At 62.1% G+C, this 18,912-nt stretch carries 19 protein-coding genes and 2 tRNA genes; 12 read left to right on the top strand and 9 right to left on the bottom strand.

The features are described 5' to 3' along the window. Positions 1–50: 50 nt before the first annotated feature. From NKJ81_RS21375 to NKJ81_RS21365, 3 genes are all read right to left on the bottom strand, one after another. Positions 51–458 carry a hypothetical protein gene (locus NKJ81_RS21375; RefSeq protein ID WP_352541637.1) on the bottom strand — a complete coding sequence of 136 codons (408 nt, stop codon included), beginning with the start codon at positions 456–458 and terminating at the stop codon, positions 51–53. A gap of 93 nt (positions 459–551) precedes the next feature. Next, on the bottom strand, positions 552–1,193 hold the full coding sequence (locus NKJ81_RS21370) for an Imm52 family immunity protein (RefSeq protein ID WP_352541663.1): 642 nt from the start codon (positions 1,191–1,193) through the stop codon (positions 552–554). A 135-nt stretch (positions 1,194–1,328) separates the two neighbouring features. Continuing rightward, positions 1,329–1,973, bottom strand: a complete 645-nt coding sequence (locus NKJ81_RS21365; protein WP_352541636.1) for a glutathione S-transferase family protein — start codon at positions 1,971–1,973, stop codon at positions 1,329–1,331. A gap of 201 nt (positions 1,974–2,174) precedes the next feature. Between NKJ81_RS21365 and NKJ81_RS21360 the strand changes: the two genes are divergently transcribed. The 3 genes from NKJ81_RS21360 to hdaA are packed head-to-tail and all read left to right on the top strand — an operon-like array spanning position 2,175 to position 4,607. After that, entirely contained in the window at positions 2,175–2,732 is a 558-nt protein-coding gene (locus tag NKJ81_RS21360) for a CDP-alcohol phosphatidyltransferase family protein (RefSeq protein ID WP_352469229.1), read from the top strand. Next, positions 2,704–3,900 (top strand): AI-2E family transporter, encoded by a 1,197-nt coding sequence (locus NKJ81_RS21355; RefSeq protein WP_352501884.1) that lies wholly within the window; start codon positions 2,704–2,706, stop codon positions 3,898–3,900. Before NKJ81_RS21360 ends, NKJ81_RS21355 begins: the two co-directional genes overlap by 29 nt. Positions 3,901–3,905: 5 nt before the next feature. Next, entirely contained in the window at positions 3,906–4,607 is a 702-nt protein-coding gene (gene hdaA, locus NKJ81_RS21350) for a DnaA regulatory inactivator HdaA (protein WP_352541635.1), read from the top strand. A gap of 200 nt (positions 4,608–4,807) precedes the next feature. On the opposite strand, the gene NKJ81_RS21345 is transcribed toward hdaA, so the two are convergent. Continuing rightward, the gene (locus tag NKJ81_RS21345) at positions 4,808–5,809 is read right to left on the bottom strand and encodes a GlxA family transcriptional regulator (protein WP_352492622.1); all 1,002 of its coding nucleotides are present in this window, start codon (positions 5,807–5,809) and stop codon (positions 4,808–4,810) included. A gap of 130 nt (positions 5,810–5,939) precedes the next feature. Between NKJ81_RS21345 and NKJ81_RS21340 the strand changes: the two genes are divergently transcribed. Further along, positions 5,940–6,767 (top strand): alpha/beta fold hydrolase, encoded by an 828-nt coding sequence (locus tag NKJ81_RS21340; RefSeq protein ID WP_352541634.1) that lies wholly within the window; start codon positions 5,940–5,942, stop codon positions 6,765–6,767. A gap of 124 nt (positions 6,768–6,891) precedes the next feature. On the opposite strand, the gene NKJ81_RS21335 is transcribed toward NKJ81_RS21340, so the two are convergent. Next, positions 6,892–6,968: transfer RNA gene (locus NKJ81_RS21335), tRNA-Pro, on the bottom strand. A gap of 160 nt (positions 6,969–7,128) precedes the next feature. Between NKJ81_RS21335 and NKJ81_RS21330 the strand changes: the two genes are divergently transcribed. From NKJ81_RS21330 to NKJ81_RS21320, 3 genes are all read left to right on the top strand, one after another. Further along, positions 7,129–7,434, top strand: coding sequence for an ETC complex I subunit (locus NKJ81_RS21330; RefSeq protein ID WP_352472630.1), 306 nt, complete (start codon positions 7,129–7,131; stop codon positions 7,432–7,434). Positions 7,435–7,484: 50 nt separating this feature from the next. Beyond that, a tRNA-Arg gene (locus NKJ81_RS21325) sits at positions 7,485–7,561 on the top strand. 59 nt (positions 7,562–7,620) lie between these two features. Next, positions 7,621–8,841, top strand: a complete 1,221-nt coding sequence (locus NKJ81_RS21320) for an anion transporter (RefSeq protein WP_352472631.1) — start codon at positions 7,621–7,623, stop codon at positions 8,839–8,841. Between the two features lie 108 nt (positions 8,842–8,949). Here NKJ81_RS21320 and NKJ81_RS21315 read toward each other — a convergent pair whose 3' ends face one another. From NKJ81_RS21315 to NKJ81_RS21300, 4 genes are all read right to left on the bottom strand, one after another. Further along, the gene (locus tag NKJ81_RS21315; RefSeq protein WP_352541633.1) at positions 8,950–9,264 is read right to left on the bottom strand and encodes a cupredoxin domain-containing protein; all 315 of its coding nucleotides are present in this window, start codon (positions 9,262–9,264) and stop codon (positions 8,950–8,952) included. A gap of 11 nt (positions 9,265–9,275) precedes the next feature. Next, entirely contained in the window at positions 9,276–9,800 is a 525-nt protein-coding gene (locus NKJ81_RS21310) for a DUF4142 domain-containing protein (protein ID WP_352541632.1), read from the bottom strand. A 103-nt stretch (positions 9,801–9,903) separates the two neighbouring features. Further along, a complete protein-coding gene (locus tag NKJ81_RS21305) occupies positions 9,904–10,575 on the bottom strand; it encodes an RNA polymerase sigma factor (RefSeq protein ID WP_352541631.1) in 672 nt (223 codons plus the stop codon). A gap of 253 nt (positions 10,576–10,828) precedes the next feature. After that, positions 10,829–11,998, bottom strand: a complete 1,170-nt coding sequence (locus NKJ81_RS21300) for a cystathionine beta-lyase (RefSeq protein WP_352541630.1) — start codon at positions 11,996–11,998, stop codon at positions 10,829–10,831. 427 nt (positions 11,999–12,425) lie between these two features. Here NKJ81_RS21300 and NKJ81_RS21295 point away from each other — a divergent pair, with 427 nt between their 5' ends. From NKJ81_RS21295 to NKJ81_RS21275, 5 genes are all read left to right on the top strand, one after another. Continuing rightward, positions 12,426–13,454, top strand: coding sequence for an amino acid ABC transporter substrate-binding protein (locus tag NKJ81_RS21295; protein WP_254820740.1), 1,029 nt, complete (start codon positions 12,426–12,428; stop codon positions 13,452–13,454). 63 nt (positions 13,455–13,517) lie between these two features. Beyond that, positions 13,518–14,705, top strand: a complete 1,188-nt coding sequence (locus NKJ81_RS21290; protein WP_352472636.1) for an amino acid ABC transporter permease — start codon at positions 13,518–13,520, stop codon at positions 14,703–14,705. Positions 14,706–14,709: 4 nt separating this feature from the next. After that, positions 14,710–15,867, top strand: coding sequence for an amino acid ABC transporter permease (locus NKJ81_RS21285; RefSeq protein WP_352541629.1), 1,158 nt, complete (start codon positions 14,710–14,712; stop codon positions 15,865–15,867). Positions 15,868–15,937: 70 nt separating this feature from the next. Beyond that, positions 15,938–16,687: an amino acid ABC transporter ATP-binding protein gene (locus NKJ81_RS21280; RefSeq protein WP_031212005.1), complete on the top strand. Its 750-nt coding sequence runs from the start codon at positions 15,938–15,940 to the stop codon at positions 16,685–16,687. Positions 16,688–16,943: 256 nt separating this feature from the next. After that, complete coding sequence (locus tag NKJ81_RS21275; protein ID WP_352501894.1) at positions 16,944–18,860, top strand: multicopper oxidase domain-containing protein; 1,917 nt, start codon at positions 16,944–16,946, stop codon at positions 18,858–18,860. The last annotated feature ends 52 nt before the right edge of the window (positions 18,861–18,912 follow it).

Here is an 18,912-nt window from a genome sequence, read left to right as displayed (position 1 = left end):
TTCGCATGAACGGTTTTGCCCCGCAAGGCAAGCGCGCGATGAGGGTGTTTTCAGTTGGATGCCGGGGGAACTGGGCGCGATACACTCCAACAATAAAAAGAAATCCCTGCCAGAATTGCGGCGAGGCCTCCGACGGTGGCAAGAGACCTGATCTCACCGTCGAAGGGCAGGGTCCCATACGAGAAGCCGGCGGCGATCAACGCCGCCGCGGCAGCCCACAGACCTGGATTTGCAACGACTGATCTTGAGAAAACGAACGCGACGACAGCGGCGGTCAGCCAGAGGGGCCAAGAGACGACCACGCCCACGGCCAGCTCAAGAGCGAAGGCCCACAGGAGATCTTGCGTCGCCACCTTGCGGTGCGGGGCTCCCAAAAATGCGAAGACCAAAAGACTTTCTGTCAGTCCGGCCAGATAACAAAGCGTTACTCGCCAAGCGATTGTGATTCTCTGCGCCATCGTCATTCAGCAGTGGGGAAATAGGCTGTCGCTTCACGGGCTCTTCGCATGGGCAACAGCGTCTTGCAAGGACGGCAGCGGAATACCGGGCACTTACGTCTCTTCCAGGAAAGGCACCGCCGTTTCGTCCGTCCAGAGGCGACCGCCCTTGGGGAGGGTCTGCTGCTGTCCCATAAATCGTTCATCGTGCCCGCGTCCTCCCGGTGACTGGAAGAAGGCATATTGAACATGTCTTGGGTTCCAACGCGCCCCGGCTGGATGTCCCTCATGAACGTGCCGCCAGATCGAACCCCAACTGGGTTCCCAGATATCAATGAACTTGAGAAATAGGCCGAGCAAAACCTTTGTATTCACCGGTTCGGCTCCAGCTATGTAGCTAAACTCCAGCGAAGCATTGTTCTGGCTGTCTTCCGACAGATATTTGGACCAGGAACTGCAATGGACTGATGTGGACGCCTCTATATTTGCCTGGCGCTGGTTCCACAGCGACACATTGTATCCCAGTTCAGGAACGGGCTGTCTCGGAGGCATGTCCGTCTTGTTCCGGCCCTTTAACAGCCAGCGATGGAGAACCTCGCACGACGAGGTGTTGACCGGCTTGGAGGCGATTGCTTTTTTGAGCGATCTGCCGCGCGGGGCCCACCTCGCGAACCTGTCGTCGGCTTCGTCCAAGGCCCGGAAATGCGCCTGCAGCTGCGGGACCAGCTCTTCGGCGTCCTTTCTCCTCGCCCCCAGTAGACATAGATGTTGATCGACATGGCGTCCCCTCGAATACGGGAGACGTACCAGCTTTCTTGACTGGCGTCGCCAAAGGAGAGCGCGCGCGCTTCGGGCTCGCTTCCATTTGGTTAGTTCAATGCTGGCTAATCTTCACGCCCCCTCTGCGTTGATCGCAAATTGCGCGGCGAAAGCCCGGATATAGGCCGGCCGTGCTTCCCCGCGCGCTACATAGGCAGCCAAGTTTTGATATTCGTCCAAAATGCCTGACATTCTTAGTCGCAGCAGCACCGACACCATCAACAAATCGCCCGCGCTGAACGCATCATCGAGCCAGTCGGCGACACCCAAGTGAGCCGAGAGTTTGTCCAGCCGAGCGCGAACACGGTCCTTTACCAACGGCAAGCGCTCCTCGCTCCAAGGCTTGTCACGTTCGAATATTCTTGCCGTCGTTAATTCGAGGATCGGTGGTTCGACGGTGTTAAGTGCGGCAAACATCCACGTGATCGCACGCGCGCGGGCATTGCGATCCTTCGGCAGCAATCCCGCATGCTGCTCAGCAAGATGAAAGACGATCGAGCCGGTCTCGAACAGCGAGAGAGAACCTTCCTCATAGGTGGGGATCTGGCCGAAGGGATGGATCGCCAGATGTTCAGGCGCCTTCATCTCTGCGAAGGAAACAAGACGAACCTCATACGGCTGCCCCACTTCTTCGAGCGCCCAGCGAACGCGCGTATCACGCGCCAGTCCCTTGCCGCCATCGGGCGATCGTTCAAATGCTGTGATAGTGATTGTCATCGCGTCCGTTTCCTTGCCTGGGCAAATTTCCTTGGCTTCCTATCGTGAGACGAATGAGCCTCCCCGAAATCGACATCTGTCTTGACCTATTTCATTGCTGGCGCCCTCGTGGGGAGATTGGCAGCTTCTGTGTCGCTTCTCACTTGCCGTAACCCTCCATCTCCATCATGTATCGGCAAACAAGAGCGACGGGATATGCGTTTGACCATCCCCAACATGATCACGATCATGCGCTTCGTGCTGGTGCCGGCGGTGGTGCTGGCCATGCTGCAGGACCGCTGGGACTGGGCCTTTGCGGGCTTCCTCATTGCCGGCATTTCCGACGGCGTCGACGGCTTCATCGCCCGCCATTTCAATCAGTTTTCCAGGCTCGGCGCCTATCTCGATCCGATGGCCGACAAGCTGCTGCTGGTCTCGGTTTTCGTGGTCCTGGGCTTCAGCGGCGAACTGCCGCTGTGGCTGGTCGTTACCATGGTGTCGCGCGACGCACTGATCGTCTGCGCCGTGCTTTTATCCACCGTCATGGCGCATCCGGTCGAGATGAAGCCGCTCCTGGTGTCGAAGGCCAACACCGCGATCCAGATCGTGCTGGCGGCAGTGGTGTTGGGCGAACTCGCCTTCGACATCCGTCTCGATCCGCTGAGGCCGGCCCTCATATTGCTGTCCGGGGTCTTGACCGTGGCTTCGGCCGCGGCCTATCTCGTGGCTTGGCTGAGGCATATGAGCGGCTATGGCGAAGGCTCCACACCCGGCACCTGACGAACGGTCCATCGACGCTGAAGCTGAGGCTGCGGCAGCGGAAGCTGCGGCATCGGCGTCGTTTCGCCGCCAGATCCGCTTCTGGCTGGTCAGCGCCATCATCCTCGCCGTCTTCCTCTATGTCTTCAGCGGCATCCTTCTGCCGTTCGTCGCCGGCATGGTGCTCGCCTATTTCCTCGACCCTGTCGCCGACCGGCTGGAGCGGCTTGGCCTGTCCAGGCTGATGGCGACGGTGGTCATCCTCATCGCCTTTATCGTCGTCCTGGTACTGGCCTTCGTCATCCTGGTTCCGGTGCTCGCCTCGCAGATGGCTGATTTCGCCAGCAAGCTGCCGGACTATCTGACCCGGCTGCAGGGCCTGATCACCAGCTTCGACCCGAAATGGCTGGAAGAGAAATTCGGCGTCGACGCCAACGGCCTGCGCGAAGGCCTGAACTCGCTGCTGACCTCCGGCTTCGGCCTCTTGACCACCGTGTTCACCTCGATCTGGAGCTCCGGCGTGGCGCTGGTCTCGGTGGTCAGCCTGTTCGTCGTGACGCCGGTCGTCGCCTTCTACATGCTGCTCGACTGGGATCGCATGGTGACAATCGTCGACAGCTGGGTGCCGCGCGACTATGTCAAGACCGTCAGGACGATCGCCAGGGACATCAACACGGCGACCGCCGGCTTCGTGCGCGGCCAGGGCACGCTGTGCCTGGTGCTGGGCGCCATGTATGCCACCGGCCTGACACTGACTGGCCTGAATTTCGGCATCCTCATCGGTCTGTTCGCCGGACTGATCTCCTTCATCCCCTATGTCGGCTCGCTGACCGGCCTGGTGCTGGCCGTCGGCGTCGCCTTCGTCCAGTTCTGGCCGGACTGGACCATGATCGCAGCGGTGGCCGGTGTGTTCTTCGTCGGCCAGTTCATCGAGGGCAACATCCTGCAGCCAAGGCTGGTCGGCAAAAGCGTTGGCCTGCATCCGGTATGGCTGATGTTTGCGCTGTTTGCCTTCGGCGCGCTGTTCGGCTTCGTCGGCCTGCTGATCGCCGTTCCGGCTTCCGCCGCCGTTGCCGTTCTGGTGCGCTTCGCCATCGCCCGCTATCTCGAATCGCCGCTCTACAAGGGCCACGCCGACGAGCCGGTGCCGCCGCTGCAGGTGCGCCGCCGCGGGGGCGCGCGCGGTTGAGCCAGATGCCGGACAAGATCGATCCGCCGCGTCAATTGCCGCTCGATCTAGGCCACGGCACCGGCTATTCGCGCGACGAGCTCGTCGTCTCCAGCACCAACAGCCAGGCGGCGGCGCTTGTCGACCGCTGGCCGGACTGGCCGTCGCCGGTCGTTGTGCTGGCCGGGCCGGCCGGCTCGGGGAAAACCCATCTGGCCTCGATCTGGCGGACCCGCGCCGACGTGGTGAAGGTGGAGGCCGGCCGCATCGGCGACTGCATCGAAAATCTCGGCGCGCATCCGGCCCTGATCGACGATGTCGATGCCGGCCCGATCGATGAGCACGGCCTCTTCCACCTGATCAACGCGGTGCGCGGCGCCGGCTCGAGCTTGCTGTTGACGGCGCGGCGCTTCCCGTCCGCCTGGGGCGTCAGGCTGCCCGACCTGGCGTCGCGGCTGAAGGCGGCGGCGACCGTCGAGATCCACGAACCCGACGATCTTCTGCTGGCCGGCGTCATCACAAAGCTGTTCGCCGACCGCCAGGTCGAGGTCGAGCCGCATGTCGTGCAATATCTGGTGCGCCGCATCGAGCGCTCGCTGGCCACTGCCATGCGGGTGGTCGAACGGCTCGACCGCACCGCGCTCGAGCGCAAGACGCCGATCACCCGCGCGCTCGCCGCCGAGACCGTCAGCGCCATGGATGAAGGGCAGGGCGAGTTCGAGATTTGACGATTCCAGTTCCGCCACTGTCCCATTTCGGGAACAAAAGCTGGCATCTGTCTTGCAGCAACGAGCTTGCCGGCTAATCCCGGTCCTGATTGCGTATCAAATCAGGTAGTAGGCTCGCCGGGAGATGGGTGGTTGGGGTTCTCGCCCGGCGAGCTTGCCTTTGGCAGCATCGAATCGATAGCGCCATTGCGCGGCAGGCCTCAGCTCTCTCCGCCTGCAATTACCGCTCGTTCCGTGCCAAAGCGCTTGCGATAGTCGCCGGGCACCAGGCCGGTTATCCTGGCGAATACCTTGCGGAACGAGCCGGGATCGTCATAGCCGACCTCCCAGGCGATCTGGTCGATCGACCGCATCGTGGTTTCCAGCATCTCGCGCGCCTTGCCGACGCGCAGGTGCTGGCAATATTCGGTCGGCTTGAGGCCGGTGGCGCTGCGGAACCTGCGCAGGAAAGTCCGCTCCTCCAGTCCGGCATGCCCGGCCATGGCCCCGAGCGTCACGTCGCGGGCGCCGTTCGCCTGCAGCCAATGCTGCACCTTGAGGATCGCTTCGTCGCCGTGGGTCAGCCGCGGCGCGAACGGGCTGTAAAAGCGTTGCTCGCGGCCCGGCGGGTCGACCAGCATGAAACGCGCCGTGTCCATCATGACGGTCGGCCCGAGCACCCTGTCCACCAGCTTGAGGCCGAGATCGGTCCAGGCCATGTAGCCGCCCGCGGTGATGATGTCGCCATCGTCGATGACCAGCCTGTCGGCATCGAGCAGAATGTCTGGAAAGCGTAGCGCCAGCGCGTCGCGATAAGCCCAATGCGTGGTCGCAGCACGACCCGACAGCAGGCCGGTCTCGGCAAGCACGAAGGCGCCGGCGCAGACCGAGCCGAGGGTCGCGCCTGCCGCATGACGGCCCCTGAGCCAGCCGGCATAGGGCGCGGCTGCTTCCCGAGCGATCGGATCTCCCAAGGTTGGCGGGATGATAGCCATGGCTGGTTCATTGTCGGCGCCGGGGTCGCTGTCGAAAGTGCAGACTACGGTCTGGCCCGCGTCCTCCAATTGCCAATGGCTGACGCGAAGCCTCAAAGCGTCCGGCGACCGATCGGCCGCCAGCCGATTGGCCAGCAGAAAGAGATCGGTCAGGCCGAGCACGGCCGCTTCCTGCACGCCGGGATACAAGACAAGGCCGATTTCGATCAGATCAAGCGCAGCCGCCATTTGTCAGTTTTGCCACGTTGAATGTCCGTTTTGCCAATGCTCACCCTGGCCGCACTGTTATAATTTGTCCAGCAGAAGGGGGCTAAAAGCTTCCCTGTTACCCCCAACTTTTCCATTAAGGAGTAGGACGATGAGCACATTCACCACCCATGACGGCACCGAGATTTTCTACAAGGATTGGGGCAAGGGCCAGCCGATCGTGTTCCATCACGGCTGGCCGCTGAGCTCAGACGACTGGGACAACCAGATGCTGTTCTTCCTCGAAAAGGGCTACCGCGTCATCGCCCATGACCGCCGCGGGCACGGCCGCTCGTCGCAGACCGCGACCGGCAATGAGATGGACACCTACGCCGCCGATGTTGCGGCGCTGGCGGCGCATCTCGATCTCAGGGATGCGATCCACATCGGCCACTCGACCGGTGGCGGCGAGGTGGCGCGTTACGTCGCGCTTTATGGCGGCGGCGGCCGTGTTGCCAAGGCGGTGCTGATCGGCGCCGTGCCGCCGATTATGGTCAAGACCGACAGCAACCCCGGCGGCTTGCCGATCGAAGTCTTCGACGGCTTTCGCGCGGCTCTGGCCGCTAACCGCGCCCAGTTCTACAGGGACGTGCCGGCCGGCCCGTTCTATGGCTTCAACCGCGAGGGCGCCAAGGTCTCGCCAGGGGCTATCGACAATTGGTGGCGCCAGGGCATGATGGGCGGCGCCAAGGCTCATTACGACTGCATCGAGGCCTTTTCCGAGACCGACTTCACCGACGATCTCAAGAAGATTGCCGTGCCCGTCCTGATCATGCACGGGGACGACGACCAGATCGTGCCGATCGCCGATTCCGCGCTGCTTGCGGCCAAGCTGGTGAAGCACGGCACGCTCAAGGTCTACAAGGGCCTGCCGCACGGCATGTGCACCACGCATCCGGAGATCATCAATCCGGATCTGCTGGCCTTCATCCAGGGCTGACGGCTTACATGTCGGACGGGCAGCGCGGGCTCGTGGTGTCCGTCCGTCGCTTAAACATGACCGGCGACGGGAGACACACTCGAGCGTGATCCGCTTGCCCTGTCGACGAGATTTGCTTGATGAATGGTCGGAGTGGAGAGATTCGAACTCCCGACCCTCTGGTCCCAAACCAGATGCGCTACCAGGCTGCGCTACACTCCGAACGGTCTGTTGCCTAGTGATTTCAGTCCGCCAAAGCAAGCGTAAAAAGCCATCGGCCTTGCTGCCGGCGGCATTGCGCAGTAATGACGGGCTAGTGCATGGCCAGAGAACAGTAATGTGGTCTCGGGGTCGTGTGCTTGCAACCAGCAATGAGGTGGTCATGTCAGCCCGCATTTTCAGCCCAGCCAAAACCGCGATGCAGTCCGGCAAGGCCAAGACCGGCTATTGGGTGCTGGAATTCGATCCGGAGCAGCGCAAGAAGATCGATCCGCTGATGGGCTACACCACGTCCGGCGACATGCGAAGCCAGATCAGGCTGACCTTCGACACAAGAGAGGACGCGGTCGCCTACGCTGAGAAGGAAGGGCTGGCTTTCCGCGTCGAGGAGCCGAAGGAAATCAAGCGCCGCCAGATTTCCTATGCGGAGAATTTCCGCTATGACCGCAGGACGCCCTGGACGCATTGATCCCATACCGGCCCTGCCGGCACAATCCGCCGGTCATGCGGCCGGCCAGCGGTCCCGTAGCTCAGCTGGATAGAGCACCGGCCTTCTAAGCCGATGGTCACAGGTTCGAATCCTGTCGGGATCGCCAATATTTTCAGGGTCCATTCCGGACAGGTTCACTCGCCAGTCGCACAGGATTTCCAACACATGACAGCGATGGGCGCGGCGGCACTGCTGATCCTGGTCCTGACCTATGCCGGCGTCGCCATCGGCAGGATACCCGGGCTGCGCCTCGACCGGGCAGGGATCGCGCTGCTCGGCGGTGCGGCGATGATCGCCATCGGCGCGCTCGACATGGAGGACGCCTACCGCGCCATCAGCTTCGACACCATCACGCTTCTGCTCGGCATGATGATCGTCGTGGCGCATCTTAAAGTGTCGGGCGCCTTTCGCGCGCTCGGCGGGTTCGCCATCGAGCATGCGCATGCGCCGTTCATGCTGCTGGTGATGGTGACGCTGTTGACCGGCCTCCTGTCCGCATTCCTGGTCAACGACGCCATCTGCCTGGTCATGGCGCCGATCGTCGTCCATGTCACCCGCGTCATCAACCGCAACCCGGTTCCCTATCTGATCGCCACCGCCACCGCCTCGAATTGCGGCAGCGTCGCCACCATCACCGGCAACCCGCAGAACATGGTCATCGGCGCGCTGTCGGGGATTTCCTATCCGGCCTTCTCTGCGGCGCTGGCGCCGGTCGCGGCGTTCGGCCTCATCGCCGTCATCGTCATCATCCGCATCGTCTACCGCGCCGAATTTTCGCGCAAGGCCGAGCTCAGCCCCGAAGTCTACCGCGGCCGCATGCTGCCGGGTCAGGTGGTGAAGGCGGTGGTCGTCTGTGTCGGTTTGGCGATCGCCTTCTTCGCCGGCGTTCCAGTCGCCAAGGCAGCGCTGATCGGCGGTGCCATTCTTCTTTTGACCCGCGCCATCAAACCTGAGCGCATCTATCGCGAGATCGATGGGCCGCTGCTGTTCATGTTCGCCGGGCTGTTCATCGTCGTCGCCGGGGCGGAGAAGACGCTGCTGACGCCCGACATCGTCGCCTCGGCAAAGGACCTCGGACTGAATGATGTCTGGCGGCTGTCCGGCTTCACCGCGGTGCTGTCCAACATCATGAGCAATGTCCCGGCCGTGCTGGCGCTGAAGCCGTTCGTGCCCGGACTGGAAAACCCCGAGCGGGCCTGGCTGGTCGTCGCCATGAGCTCGACGCTGGCCGGCAATTTCACGCTGCTCGGCTCGGTCGCCAATCTGATCGTTGCCGAGCACGCGCGAATCTCCGGCAAACCGCTGGGCTTCATCGCCTTCTTCAAGGTCGGCCTGCCGTTGACGCTGGTCACGCTGCTTGTAGGGACGGCATGGCTGGCAGCCTAAAAGCGCGTCGCACTAGACCGGCCTCGTGCGGCGCGCTTCAGGCTCTTTTTTTATGCATGTCGTTATCGCAAAACCGCTGCACGCTTTTGCGCGACATGCATCAGCCAGTCAGGGCGATGTCACCGTCAGATGGCCTTTCATGTTGGGATGGAAGCGGCAGAAATAATCGACCGATTCCGCCTTCTTCACCGTCAGGCTCGCCGCCTTCTTCGGCGGGATCATCACTTCCCAGGCGCCGTTGACGGTTGCCGTGTGGGCGAACACGTCCTTGTTCACCCACCTGATCGTGTCGCCGACCTTCGCCTCGATCTCTGCCGGCGAAAACACAAGCTTCTCGATCGTCACCTCGATGGTGTCGTCCTTGGCCGGCTGGGCACCCATGGCCAATGCCAGCGCAACCCACAGATGCCGCCCCGACGCCATTGGCTCGATCCTCACTTCAGCATGCCGGCGACGTGTTCGGCGTGCTGTTCGTGGCCCTGGAATATTTTCAGACCGGTTTCCAGCAGGCTCTTCAGCTCGGCATTGCTGGCCGACGGGATCAGCAGAGTTTCGAGCGCGCCATTGACCTGCTTGTGGTAGGCCACCTCGTTGGCGACATAGGCCTTGTCGAACGCCGCGCCCTTGAGCTTGGCAAGCTTGGCACGTTCCTCGGCCGCCGCCTTGGTCAGCGCCTTGCTGGTCGGATTGTCCTCAGGCGTGACCTTGAGCTTCTTGACCAGGTCGAGAGCCTGTTTGTTGACCGCCTCGTGATCTCGCACCATGTCCTTGGCGAAATCCACGACCTCCTTGTTCTTCGATTTCTTCAGCGCCTGCTTGGCCGCCTCGACGTCAAGCACGCCTGCTGTGTAGGCGATATGTGCGATCTGCGGATCGGTCGGTTTGTCGGCAGCTTGCGACAAGGGCGCTGCGCTAAGCAGGAAAAATGCGGCCAGTGCCGTGGTCGATCGAATGAACATGATGCTCTCCTTCGCCCCGACGCGGAACTGCATCGGGCTTCGTTTCAGTGATGCTCATTGGATGCAGGTCACGGGAAAACGTTCCCGCGAAAATCGGCGCGGCCTATCCGGAAACACCGAGCCGCTGCATCACGGCATTGGTCAGCCGTTCGCAGCGCCGGCCCGCGAAGGGAAAGGCGTCGAGCAGCACCGGGCCGATCTGGTCGTCCAGCGCCTTGCGCACCAGCGCGCGGGCGCGGTGCAGCCGGGTCTTGATGGTTTCTGGTCGCACGCCAAGCAGTTCGGCGGTTTCTTCGATGCTCAATCCCTCGATGACGCGCGCCACGAACACCATCCGGTAGACATCGGGAAGACTGTCGGTTGCCCGTTCGACAAGCTCAAGGATCTGCCGTTGCGCCATCGTCCGCTCCGGATCGTCGCTCGGGTTGAGGGGAAACCGGATGATTTCGGCTTGCGGGTTTTCAGGCATCGCTACCATTCGCCGCCTTTTGCGCAAACGGCCGAGCGCTTCGTTGATGACGATACGCGATAGCCACGTGGCGAGCGAGGCATCGCCGCGAAAGGACTCGAGATGGGCAAAGGCACTGACATAGGCCTCCTGGACGATGTCCTCGGCCTCGCTGTCGTTACGCACGACGCCTCGGGCGATGCGGTAGAGCCTTTGGTTGTGCGTCTTGATGATGGTGCGGAATGCATCGCTATCACGTGCCAGCGCGCGGCCGACAAGCTGCATGTCGCCGGAAGCGGCGGGCGTTGCCGTCAACGCAGCAGGCATGGCCGATCTCCTGATAGGCTTCTCATCGGACATTGGATGAATCGGCCGACAAAAGGTTCCCGACCGATCCGCCGGCCGGCCTCGATCCGTTTCAAGCGCCGGCAGAGGCTATTCTAACGCCTCCACCACACCGGCGTCTCTATTTTGTAGACGCCGTGTCATCGGCTGATCGGTCGCCATGACATCACTCAGGATCGCAATTTTTCCAAGCTGTTACGCCGATTTCCTGACTCAGCCTGGAAAGGTGCTTGGCTCAGGCCTGTGCGGCCGCCGCCAGCCCGCGCGCCAGGTCGGCCTTCAAATCCCCTACATCCTCGAGCCCGATCTGCAGGCGCACCAGCGGCCCGTCATACGGGCCCTTGGCGATGGTGCGGTCGCCAAGGAATACCGGCACGGCAAGGCTCTCATAGCCGCCCCAGGAATAGCCGAGGCCGAAAAACTTCAACGCGTCGAGGAAGGCGTGCTGCTGCTTCTGTCCGCCGCCCGCGAGAACGATCGAGAAGATGCCGCTCGATCCGCAAAAATCGCGCTTCCACATGGCGTGGTCGGGATGACTGGGCAGCCCGGGATGCAGCACCTGCGCTACGCCCGGCTGACCCTCGAGCCAGCCGGCGAGGGCAAGCGCGCTCTTTTGATGATGCTCCAGCCGCACACCCATCGTGCGCAGGCCGCGCAGCACCTGGTAGACGTCGTCAGGCCCGGCGCAGCAGCCCATCGTGTTGAACGTCTCGAAAAGCTGCTTCCAGCAGTCCGCATTGGCCGACACGGTGCCGAGCAGCACGTCGGAATGGCCGGCCGGGTATTTCGTCGCCGCGTGGATCGAGATGTCGACGCCATGGTCGAGCGGGCGAAAGTAGAGCGGCGTCGCCCAGGTGTTGTCCATCATGACGATGGCGCCGGCGGCATGCGCTGCCTTGGCGATGGCCGGTATGTCCTGCACCTCGAAGGTGTTGGAGGCCGGCGATTCGGTGAACACCACCTTGGTGTTGGGCTTGATCAGCGCCGCGATGCCGGCGCCGATGCGCGGTTCGTAATACTCGACCTCGATGCCCAGCCGCTTCAGCATCGTGTCGGCGAAATTGCGGGTCGGATGATAGACGGAATCGACGATCAGCAGATGATCGCCGGCCGACAGGAAGGCGAGCAGCGGCAGCACCACGGCCGCCAGGCCGGACGGCACCGCGACCGTGCCGGCGGAGCCTTCCAGCGCATCGATGGCGCTGGTCAGCGCATCGGTGGTCGGGGTGCCGCGCGTGCCGTAGGTGTATTTCTGGCTGCGCGCCGCCATTGTCGCCGCATTGGGATAGAGCACGGTCGAGGCATGCACCACCGGCGGATTGACGAAGCCGAAATAGTCATGCGGGTTGTTGCCGGAATGGGCGAGCCGTGTGTTGACGCCCATCTCGCTGTCGTCTTTTGCCATTGCTTTTCGTCCCATGGGTTGGTCGTTAGCCATAGTGCGGCGGCATTGGCCGCGCAACCGCACCGCAGTCGCCAGGCCAAGGTCTTGAATATGCCAATTCAGCAACGAGCCGTGGACCTGCGGGAAGGCTGCCAAGTGCGCTTGGCAACTCACGGTCGGACTTTGCCGGCTTTATTGGCGCGCTGGCCGATTTGCGAGCGCGTTTGTCTGCAATTTCAGGCATTTCAGGCAGTTGGTTTTCAAAGTCTTTCGGATTTGGTCATTTCCCTTGACCTCACAGGAATAATCGCCTTCGATGTTGTTCGTGAATGGGAGGCAGCGCGTCGGTTACGATGCGGGATTCCGGTAATGGGCCGGGATACATAGCTGCGTTCACACGGGAAAAAGTCAGGTTCGCCTGGAAAAAACAGAAAAGGGTCTGTGGGTCATGAAACACATTGCAATCGGCGTTTTGGGCGCCGCCGCGTTTGGATTCGCGGCTTCGGCGGCTTCGGCGGCCACGCTCGACGATGTCAAAGCGAAGGGCTTCATCCAATGCGGCGTCTCGACCGGTCTGGCCGGCTTCTCGGCGCCGGACGACAAGGGTGAGTGGCAAGGCATCGACGCGGACTTCTGTCGCGCTGTGGCAGCCGCCGTGTTCGGCGATGGCACCAAGGTGAAGTTTACGCCGCTCAGCGCCAAGGAGCGGTTTACCGCTCTGCAGTCGGGCGAGATCGACATCCTGTCGCGCAATACCACCTGGACCATCAATCGCGACACCGCACTCGGCCTGAACTTCATCGGCACGACTTATTACGACGGCCAGGGCTTCATGATCAACGCCAAGAAGCTACCGGGCGTGAACTCGGCGCTGCAGCTTTCGGGCGCGGCGGTCTGCGTGCAGAGCGGCACCACGACCGAGCTCAACCTTGCCGACTATTTCAAGTCGAACAAGATGGAGTACAATCCTGTCGTCTTCGAAAAGCTGGAAGAGGTTAACGCCGCCTATGACGCCGGCCGCTGCGACGTATACACCACCGACCAGTCGGGCCTCTATGGCATCCGCCTGACGCTCGGTGCGCCGGCCGACCACGTCGTGTTGCCCGAGATCATCTCCAAGGAACCGCTTGGGCCGGCCGTACGCCAGGGCGACGACCAATGGTACCACATCGTCAAGTGGACCTATTTCGCGTTGCTCGACGCCGAGGAACTCGGCATCACCAAGGCCAATGTCGACGAGATGAAGAACTCGGACAGTCCAGAGATCAAGCGCGTGCTCGGCCAGGAAGCCGACACCAAGATCGGCACCGATCTCGGCGTCTCTAACGACTGGGTCGTCAACATCGTCAAGGCCGTCGGCAATTACGGCGAGATGTTCGAGCGTAATGTCGGCTCGGGCAGCCCGCTGAAGATCGCGCGCGGCATCAACGCGCTGTGGACCAAGGGTGGCCTGCAGTACGCTCCGCCGATCCGCTGATCGAAAATGGATCCGGAAGGCAGATCGTCTGCCTTCCGGTCTCTCTTTCCAGGGGACTGTCGAATGGCATCGCAGGAAGTTCTTCGCGAGGAGCCAAGCCGCGGTTCCTTCATCAATGATCCTCGTGTCCGCGGAATATTCTTTCAAGCGCTGGTCCTCGTCCTGCTGGTAGCGGGGGTCTGGTGGGTTACCCACAACGTCATCGTCAATCTGACGCGCTTGCACATCGCTTCCGGCTTTGGCTTCCTCAGGGGCCGCGCCGGCTTCGACATCAGCGAAAGCGCGATCGCATATTCGTCGGATTCGACCTATTTCCGAGCCATCCTGGTTGGCTTCATCAACACCGTGATCGTTGCCGTCGTCGGCATCATCACCGCCACCATTATCGGTTTCATCGTCGGCATCGGCCGGCTTTCGCGCAACTGGCTGATCAGGAAGATCTGCACGGTCTATGTCGAGGTCTTCCGCAACATCCCGCCGCTGCTGGTCATCTTCTTCTGGTATTCCGGCGTGCTCGCCGTGCTGCCGCCGCCGCGCGAGAGCATCAATTTGCCGTTCGGCTCCTTTCTCAACCAGCGCGGCTTCTATTTTCCGCGCGCTGTCTGGGGCGAGGGCTCCTGGCTGATCCTGGTCGCCCTGCTCCTCGCCCTTGCCATGGCCTGGTTCGTCGCCCGCAAGGCGCGGCAGCGGCAGATGGCGACGGGCCAGCCGTTCCCGGTGCTCTGGACATCCATAGCGTTGATCGTCGGCCTGCCGCTGCTGGCCTACGCGCTGAGCGGCTTTCCTCTGACCTTCGAATTCCCGAAACAATCGACTTTCAACCTGGTCGGTGGCTTTCAGGTCAGACCGGAGTTCCTGTCACTCTATCTGGCGTTGTCCTGCTATACGGCCGCCTTCATCGCCGAGATCGTGCGCGCCGGCATCAGGGGCGTCAGCACGGGCCAGACCGAGGCGGCCGCGGCACTCGGGCTGCGCTCGGGATCGATCCTCAGGCTTGTCGTCGTGCCGCAGGCGATGCGCATCGTTATTCCGCCGCTGACCAGCCAGTATCTGAACTTGACCAAGAACTCTTCACTCGCCATCGCCATCGGCTATCCGGACCTGACGGCGACTGCCGGCACTGTCTTGAACCAGACCGGGCAGGCGGTTGAAGGCGTGGTGATCATGATGGCTGTCTATCTCGCGCTCAGCCTGATCACGTCGGCGATCATGAACGTCGTCAATGCCAGGATGGCGCTGGTGGAGAGGTAGAGCCATGCAGGAACACGACATGTCCTGGGTGCGGACGGAGATGGCGCTGGCCCAACCGGCACCGTCGAGCGAGCGTGGCCTCACCGCCTGGATCCGCAAGAACCTGATTGCCACCACGGGCGACACCATTCTCACCATCGTTGGCATCGCGCTGGTCGCTGTGATCCTGCCCCAAATCATCAATTGGGCCTTCATCAACGCCCAGTGGACCGGCCCGGACCGCTCGGTCTGCGCCACCGTGGCGCAAGGCGGCATCCAGCCGGATGGCTGGACCGGTGCTTGCTGGGCATTCGTCAACGCCAAGTTCGGCCAGTTCATGTTCGGCACCTATCCTATCGAGGAGCGTTGGCGGCCGATCGTGGTGGCCATCCTGTTCGTGGCACTGCTGGTGCCGCTGCTCATTCCGCGCGTACCGCGCAAGGGGCTGAATGCCATTCTTCTCTTTTTTGTACTGCCGGTCGTCGCCTTCGTTCTGCTGGTCGGCGGCATGTTCGGCCTGCCGCATGTCGAGACGTCGCGTTGGGGTGGACTGCTGGTGACGCTCAGCCTGTCCTTCGTCGGCATTGCCGTGTCGCTGCCGATCGGCATCGTGCTGGCGCTCGGCCGGCGCTCGAACATGCCGATCGTCAAGCTGCTGTGCGTGATCTTCATCGAGACGGTACGCGGCATCCCGCTGATTACGGTGCTGTTCTTTGCCAGCGTGATGCTGCCGCTGTTCCTGCCGGCCGGCGTCAGCTTCGACAAGTTCCTGCGCGCGCTGATCGGCGTGTCGCTGTTTGCCGCCGCCTACATGGCCGAAGTGGTGCGTGGCGGCCTGCAGGCGATCCCCAAAGGCCAGTATGAGGGCGCCGATTCGCTCGGCCTCAGTTACTGGCAGAAGATGGGCCTGGTCGTCATGCCGCAGGCGCTGAAGCTGGTCATTCCCGGCATCGTCAACACCTTCATCGGCATGTTCAAGGACACCAGCCTAGTCATCGTCATCTCGATGTTCGACCTCCTCGGCATCGTCAAGCAGAACTTCTCCGACGCCAATTGGGCGACGCCGCAGACGGCCAGATCCGGCCTGGTGTTCGCGGCCTTCATCTTCTGGCTGTTCTGCTTCGGCATGTCGCGCTATTCAATGTACACGGAACGCCGTCTCGACACCGGCCACAAACGCTAAAAAAGGGGACCTTGTCATGGCCATAGAAAACGCCGTCAGCGCGGAAGAGATCAAGGTCAATGCCGCCAAGATGCACATTTCCACCACCGATGTCGCCATCGACATCATTGCCATGCACAAATGGTACGGCGAATTCCATGTGCTGAAGGACATCAATCTAAAGGTGATGCGTGGCGAGCGCATCGTCATCTGCGGCCCGTCGGGCTCCGGCAAATCGACGATGATCCGCTGCATCAACCGACTGGAGGAACACCAGAAGGGCAAGATCATAGTCGACGGCAAGGAACTGACCAACGATCTGAAGAAGATCGACGAGGTGCGCCGCGAGGTCGGCATGGTGTTCCAGCATTTCAACCTGTTCCCGCATCTGACCATTCTGGAGAATTGCACGCTGGCGCCGATCTGGGTGCGCAAGATGCCGCGGAAACAGGCCGAGGAAATCGCCATGCATTTCCTCAAGCGCGTCAAGATCCCGGAACAGGCCAACAAATATCCCGGCCAGCTTTCCGGCGGCCAGCAACAGCGCGTGGCGATCGCCCGCTCGCTGTGCATGAACCCGCGCATCATGCTGTTCGACGAGCCGACCTCGGCTCTCGATCCGGAAATGATCAAGGAAGTGCTGGAGACGATGGTCGGGCTGGCCGAGGAGGGCATGACCATGCTCTGCGTCACCCACGAGATGGGCTTTGCGCGCAAAGTCGCCAATCGGGTGATCTTCATGGACCAAGGCCAGATCGTCGAGCAGAACACGCCGGCCGAGTTCTTCGACCACCCGCGCCATGAGCGCACGAAGCTGTTCCTGTCGCAGATCCTGCACTGATCCTGTACCCCGGTTCGGGACAAGACCGGCAGATCAAACCTCTCTGTCTTGCTGGCTTCGCGCGTATTCGACGAGCGCTGACCGTGCGCTGCGCGAGAAGATAGCAAGCGTGCTTCAGGCCGTTCGAGTGGTCACGTTGCAACCTGATAACTAAGGCCGGCCCGGATCATAAGCGCGCCGACTGCGTTCATTGCCATTGAGAGTTGTATAACGAGCCGCGTGGGCGCGTGCGGCGGCAGGTCACGGGTTCATCCTGATGCTCATCCAACCGATCGATTATTTCCTCGTCGTCTGGTTCGCGCTGGCGCTGGCTTCGACGCTTTACGTTGGCTTCGACCAATATCGCAACAATCCCGAGCCGGTGGTGATGAAATGGGGCTTCATCCTGGTCACCCTCTATATGGGTCCGCTCGGCTTGCTGCTCTACGTGCTCGCCGACAAGGAGCCCCGGCCGGGCGATCATGAACTCTTCACCCGGCCGCTCTGGAAGCAGGGCGTCGGCTCCACCATCCACTGCGTCGCCGGCGATGCCACCGGCATCATTCTTGCCGCCGCCGTCACGGCGGCGCTCGGCCTGCCGATGTGGATCGACCTGATCGTCGAATATCTCGCCGGCTTTGCCTTCGGCCTGTTCATCTTCCAGTCGCTGTTCATGAAATCGATGATGGGCGGCACCTATTGGGAAAACGTACGCAAGAGCTTCCTGCCCGAGTTCATCTCCATGAACTTCATGATGGCCGGCATGGCGCCGGTCATGAGCTTCCTGATGATGGGCCGCGACATGCGCGCGATGGAACCGACGGAGCTGCTGTTCTGGGGCGTGATGTCGATCGGCGTCATCGCCGGTTTTGCGCTTGCCTATCCGGCCAATGTCTGGCTGGTCGCCCGGGGGCTGAAGCATGGGCTGATGACGCAGCGTGCGCAGGCAGCCGGCATCGATGTCCGGGAGCAGCCTGCCACGAGGCAACATGCGCAGATACAAATGCAGCAGGCCGACGCCAGCGGCCATCGCGGGCAGCACCACGATATGGTTTCCCACAAAGGCAAAGGCGGCGGCCATCACATGGAGACGGATGCCACGACGCCGCAGGTCGCTGCCCTGGGTGCCGTCTCCCTGCTGGCGCTCGCCATCGGCATGGTCGCGCCGGCGAACTGGCTGAACCTGACGCTGTCGGCACGCGATGTCGGCGGGGTGATCATGCCGCGAGGCATGATCATGGATCGCGACACGCCAGCCGATACAATGCGCGACATGGCGGCTACCGATCCACGCCTCGTGGCCGCCTCTTATGGCCTGACGGCAAGGGGCGACCAGGAACTGCCGTTTCGGATGGAGAACGGCATCAAGGTGTTCGAGCTCAGGCCTTCAGTGGTCCGCTGGCAGATCCTGCCGGACGTCGCGGTCGACGCCTATGCCTATAACGGCCAGATTCCCGGTCCGCGAATTCATATTCGCCAGGGCGATCGGGTCAGGATCAACGTCACCAACGGCCTGCCTGAGGAAACGACGGTGCATTGGCATGGCTTGATCCTGCCGAACCAGATGGATGGGCCGGCCGAGATCACGCAGCCGCCGATCGAGCCCGGGCAATCCTATTCATACGAATTCACCGCGACCCAGCACGGAACCTATTTCTATCACCCCCATGCCAAGCCGGACCGGACCCAGGCGCTCGGCCTCTACGGTGCGCTGATCATCGATCCCGCCAATCCCGCCGACGAGGTCGCGGCCGACCATGATTACGTCATCGAGCTTCAGGAATGGCTGGTGCGGGAAGGGCTGACCTACCCGTCGATGCCGATGGATGGCGGCATGCCGAATTTCTTCACCATCAACGGCAAGGCCTATCCCTCGACCGAGACGATCCCGATGAAGGTCGGCGAGACGCTCAAGGTGCGGTTCATCGGCACCAACAACGGCTTCATCCATCCGATGCATATCCATGGCGGACCGTTCGAGGTCGTTGCCCGCGACGGCGAGACGGTCCCCGCTTCGGGTCGTTTCCTTGCCGACACGATCAACGTCGGGCCGGGTCAGCGCTACGACGTGATCTGGAAGGCGCAGCGTCCGGGCAAATGGCTGATCCATTGCCACATCCCGCATCACACCACGAACAACAATGTCGAGGAGAAGGGCGGCGGCGGACTGATGGTCGTGATCGATGTGACATGACCGGCGTCGCCTAGGCTCGTTCCAGCCGGTGCACCGGCCCGGACGCCATGCA

The sequence above is a fragment of the Mesorhizobium sp. M0018 genome, assembly GCF_040323955.1.
Classification (GTDB): Bacteria; Pseudomonadota; Alphaproteobacteria; order Rhizobiales; family Rhizobiaceae; genus Mesorhizobium.
This window is presented reverse-complemented; position numbering and strand designations above follow the sequence as displayed.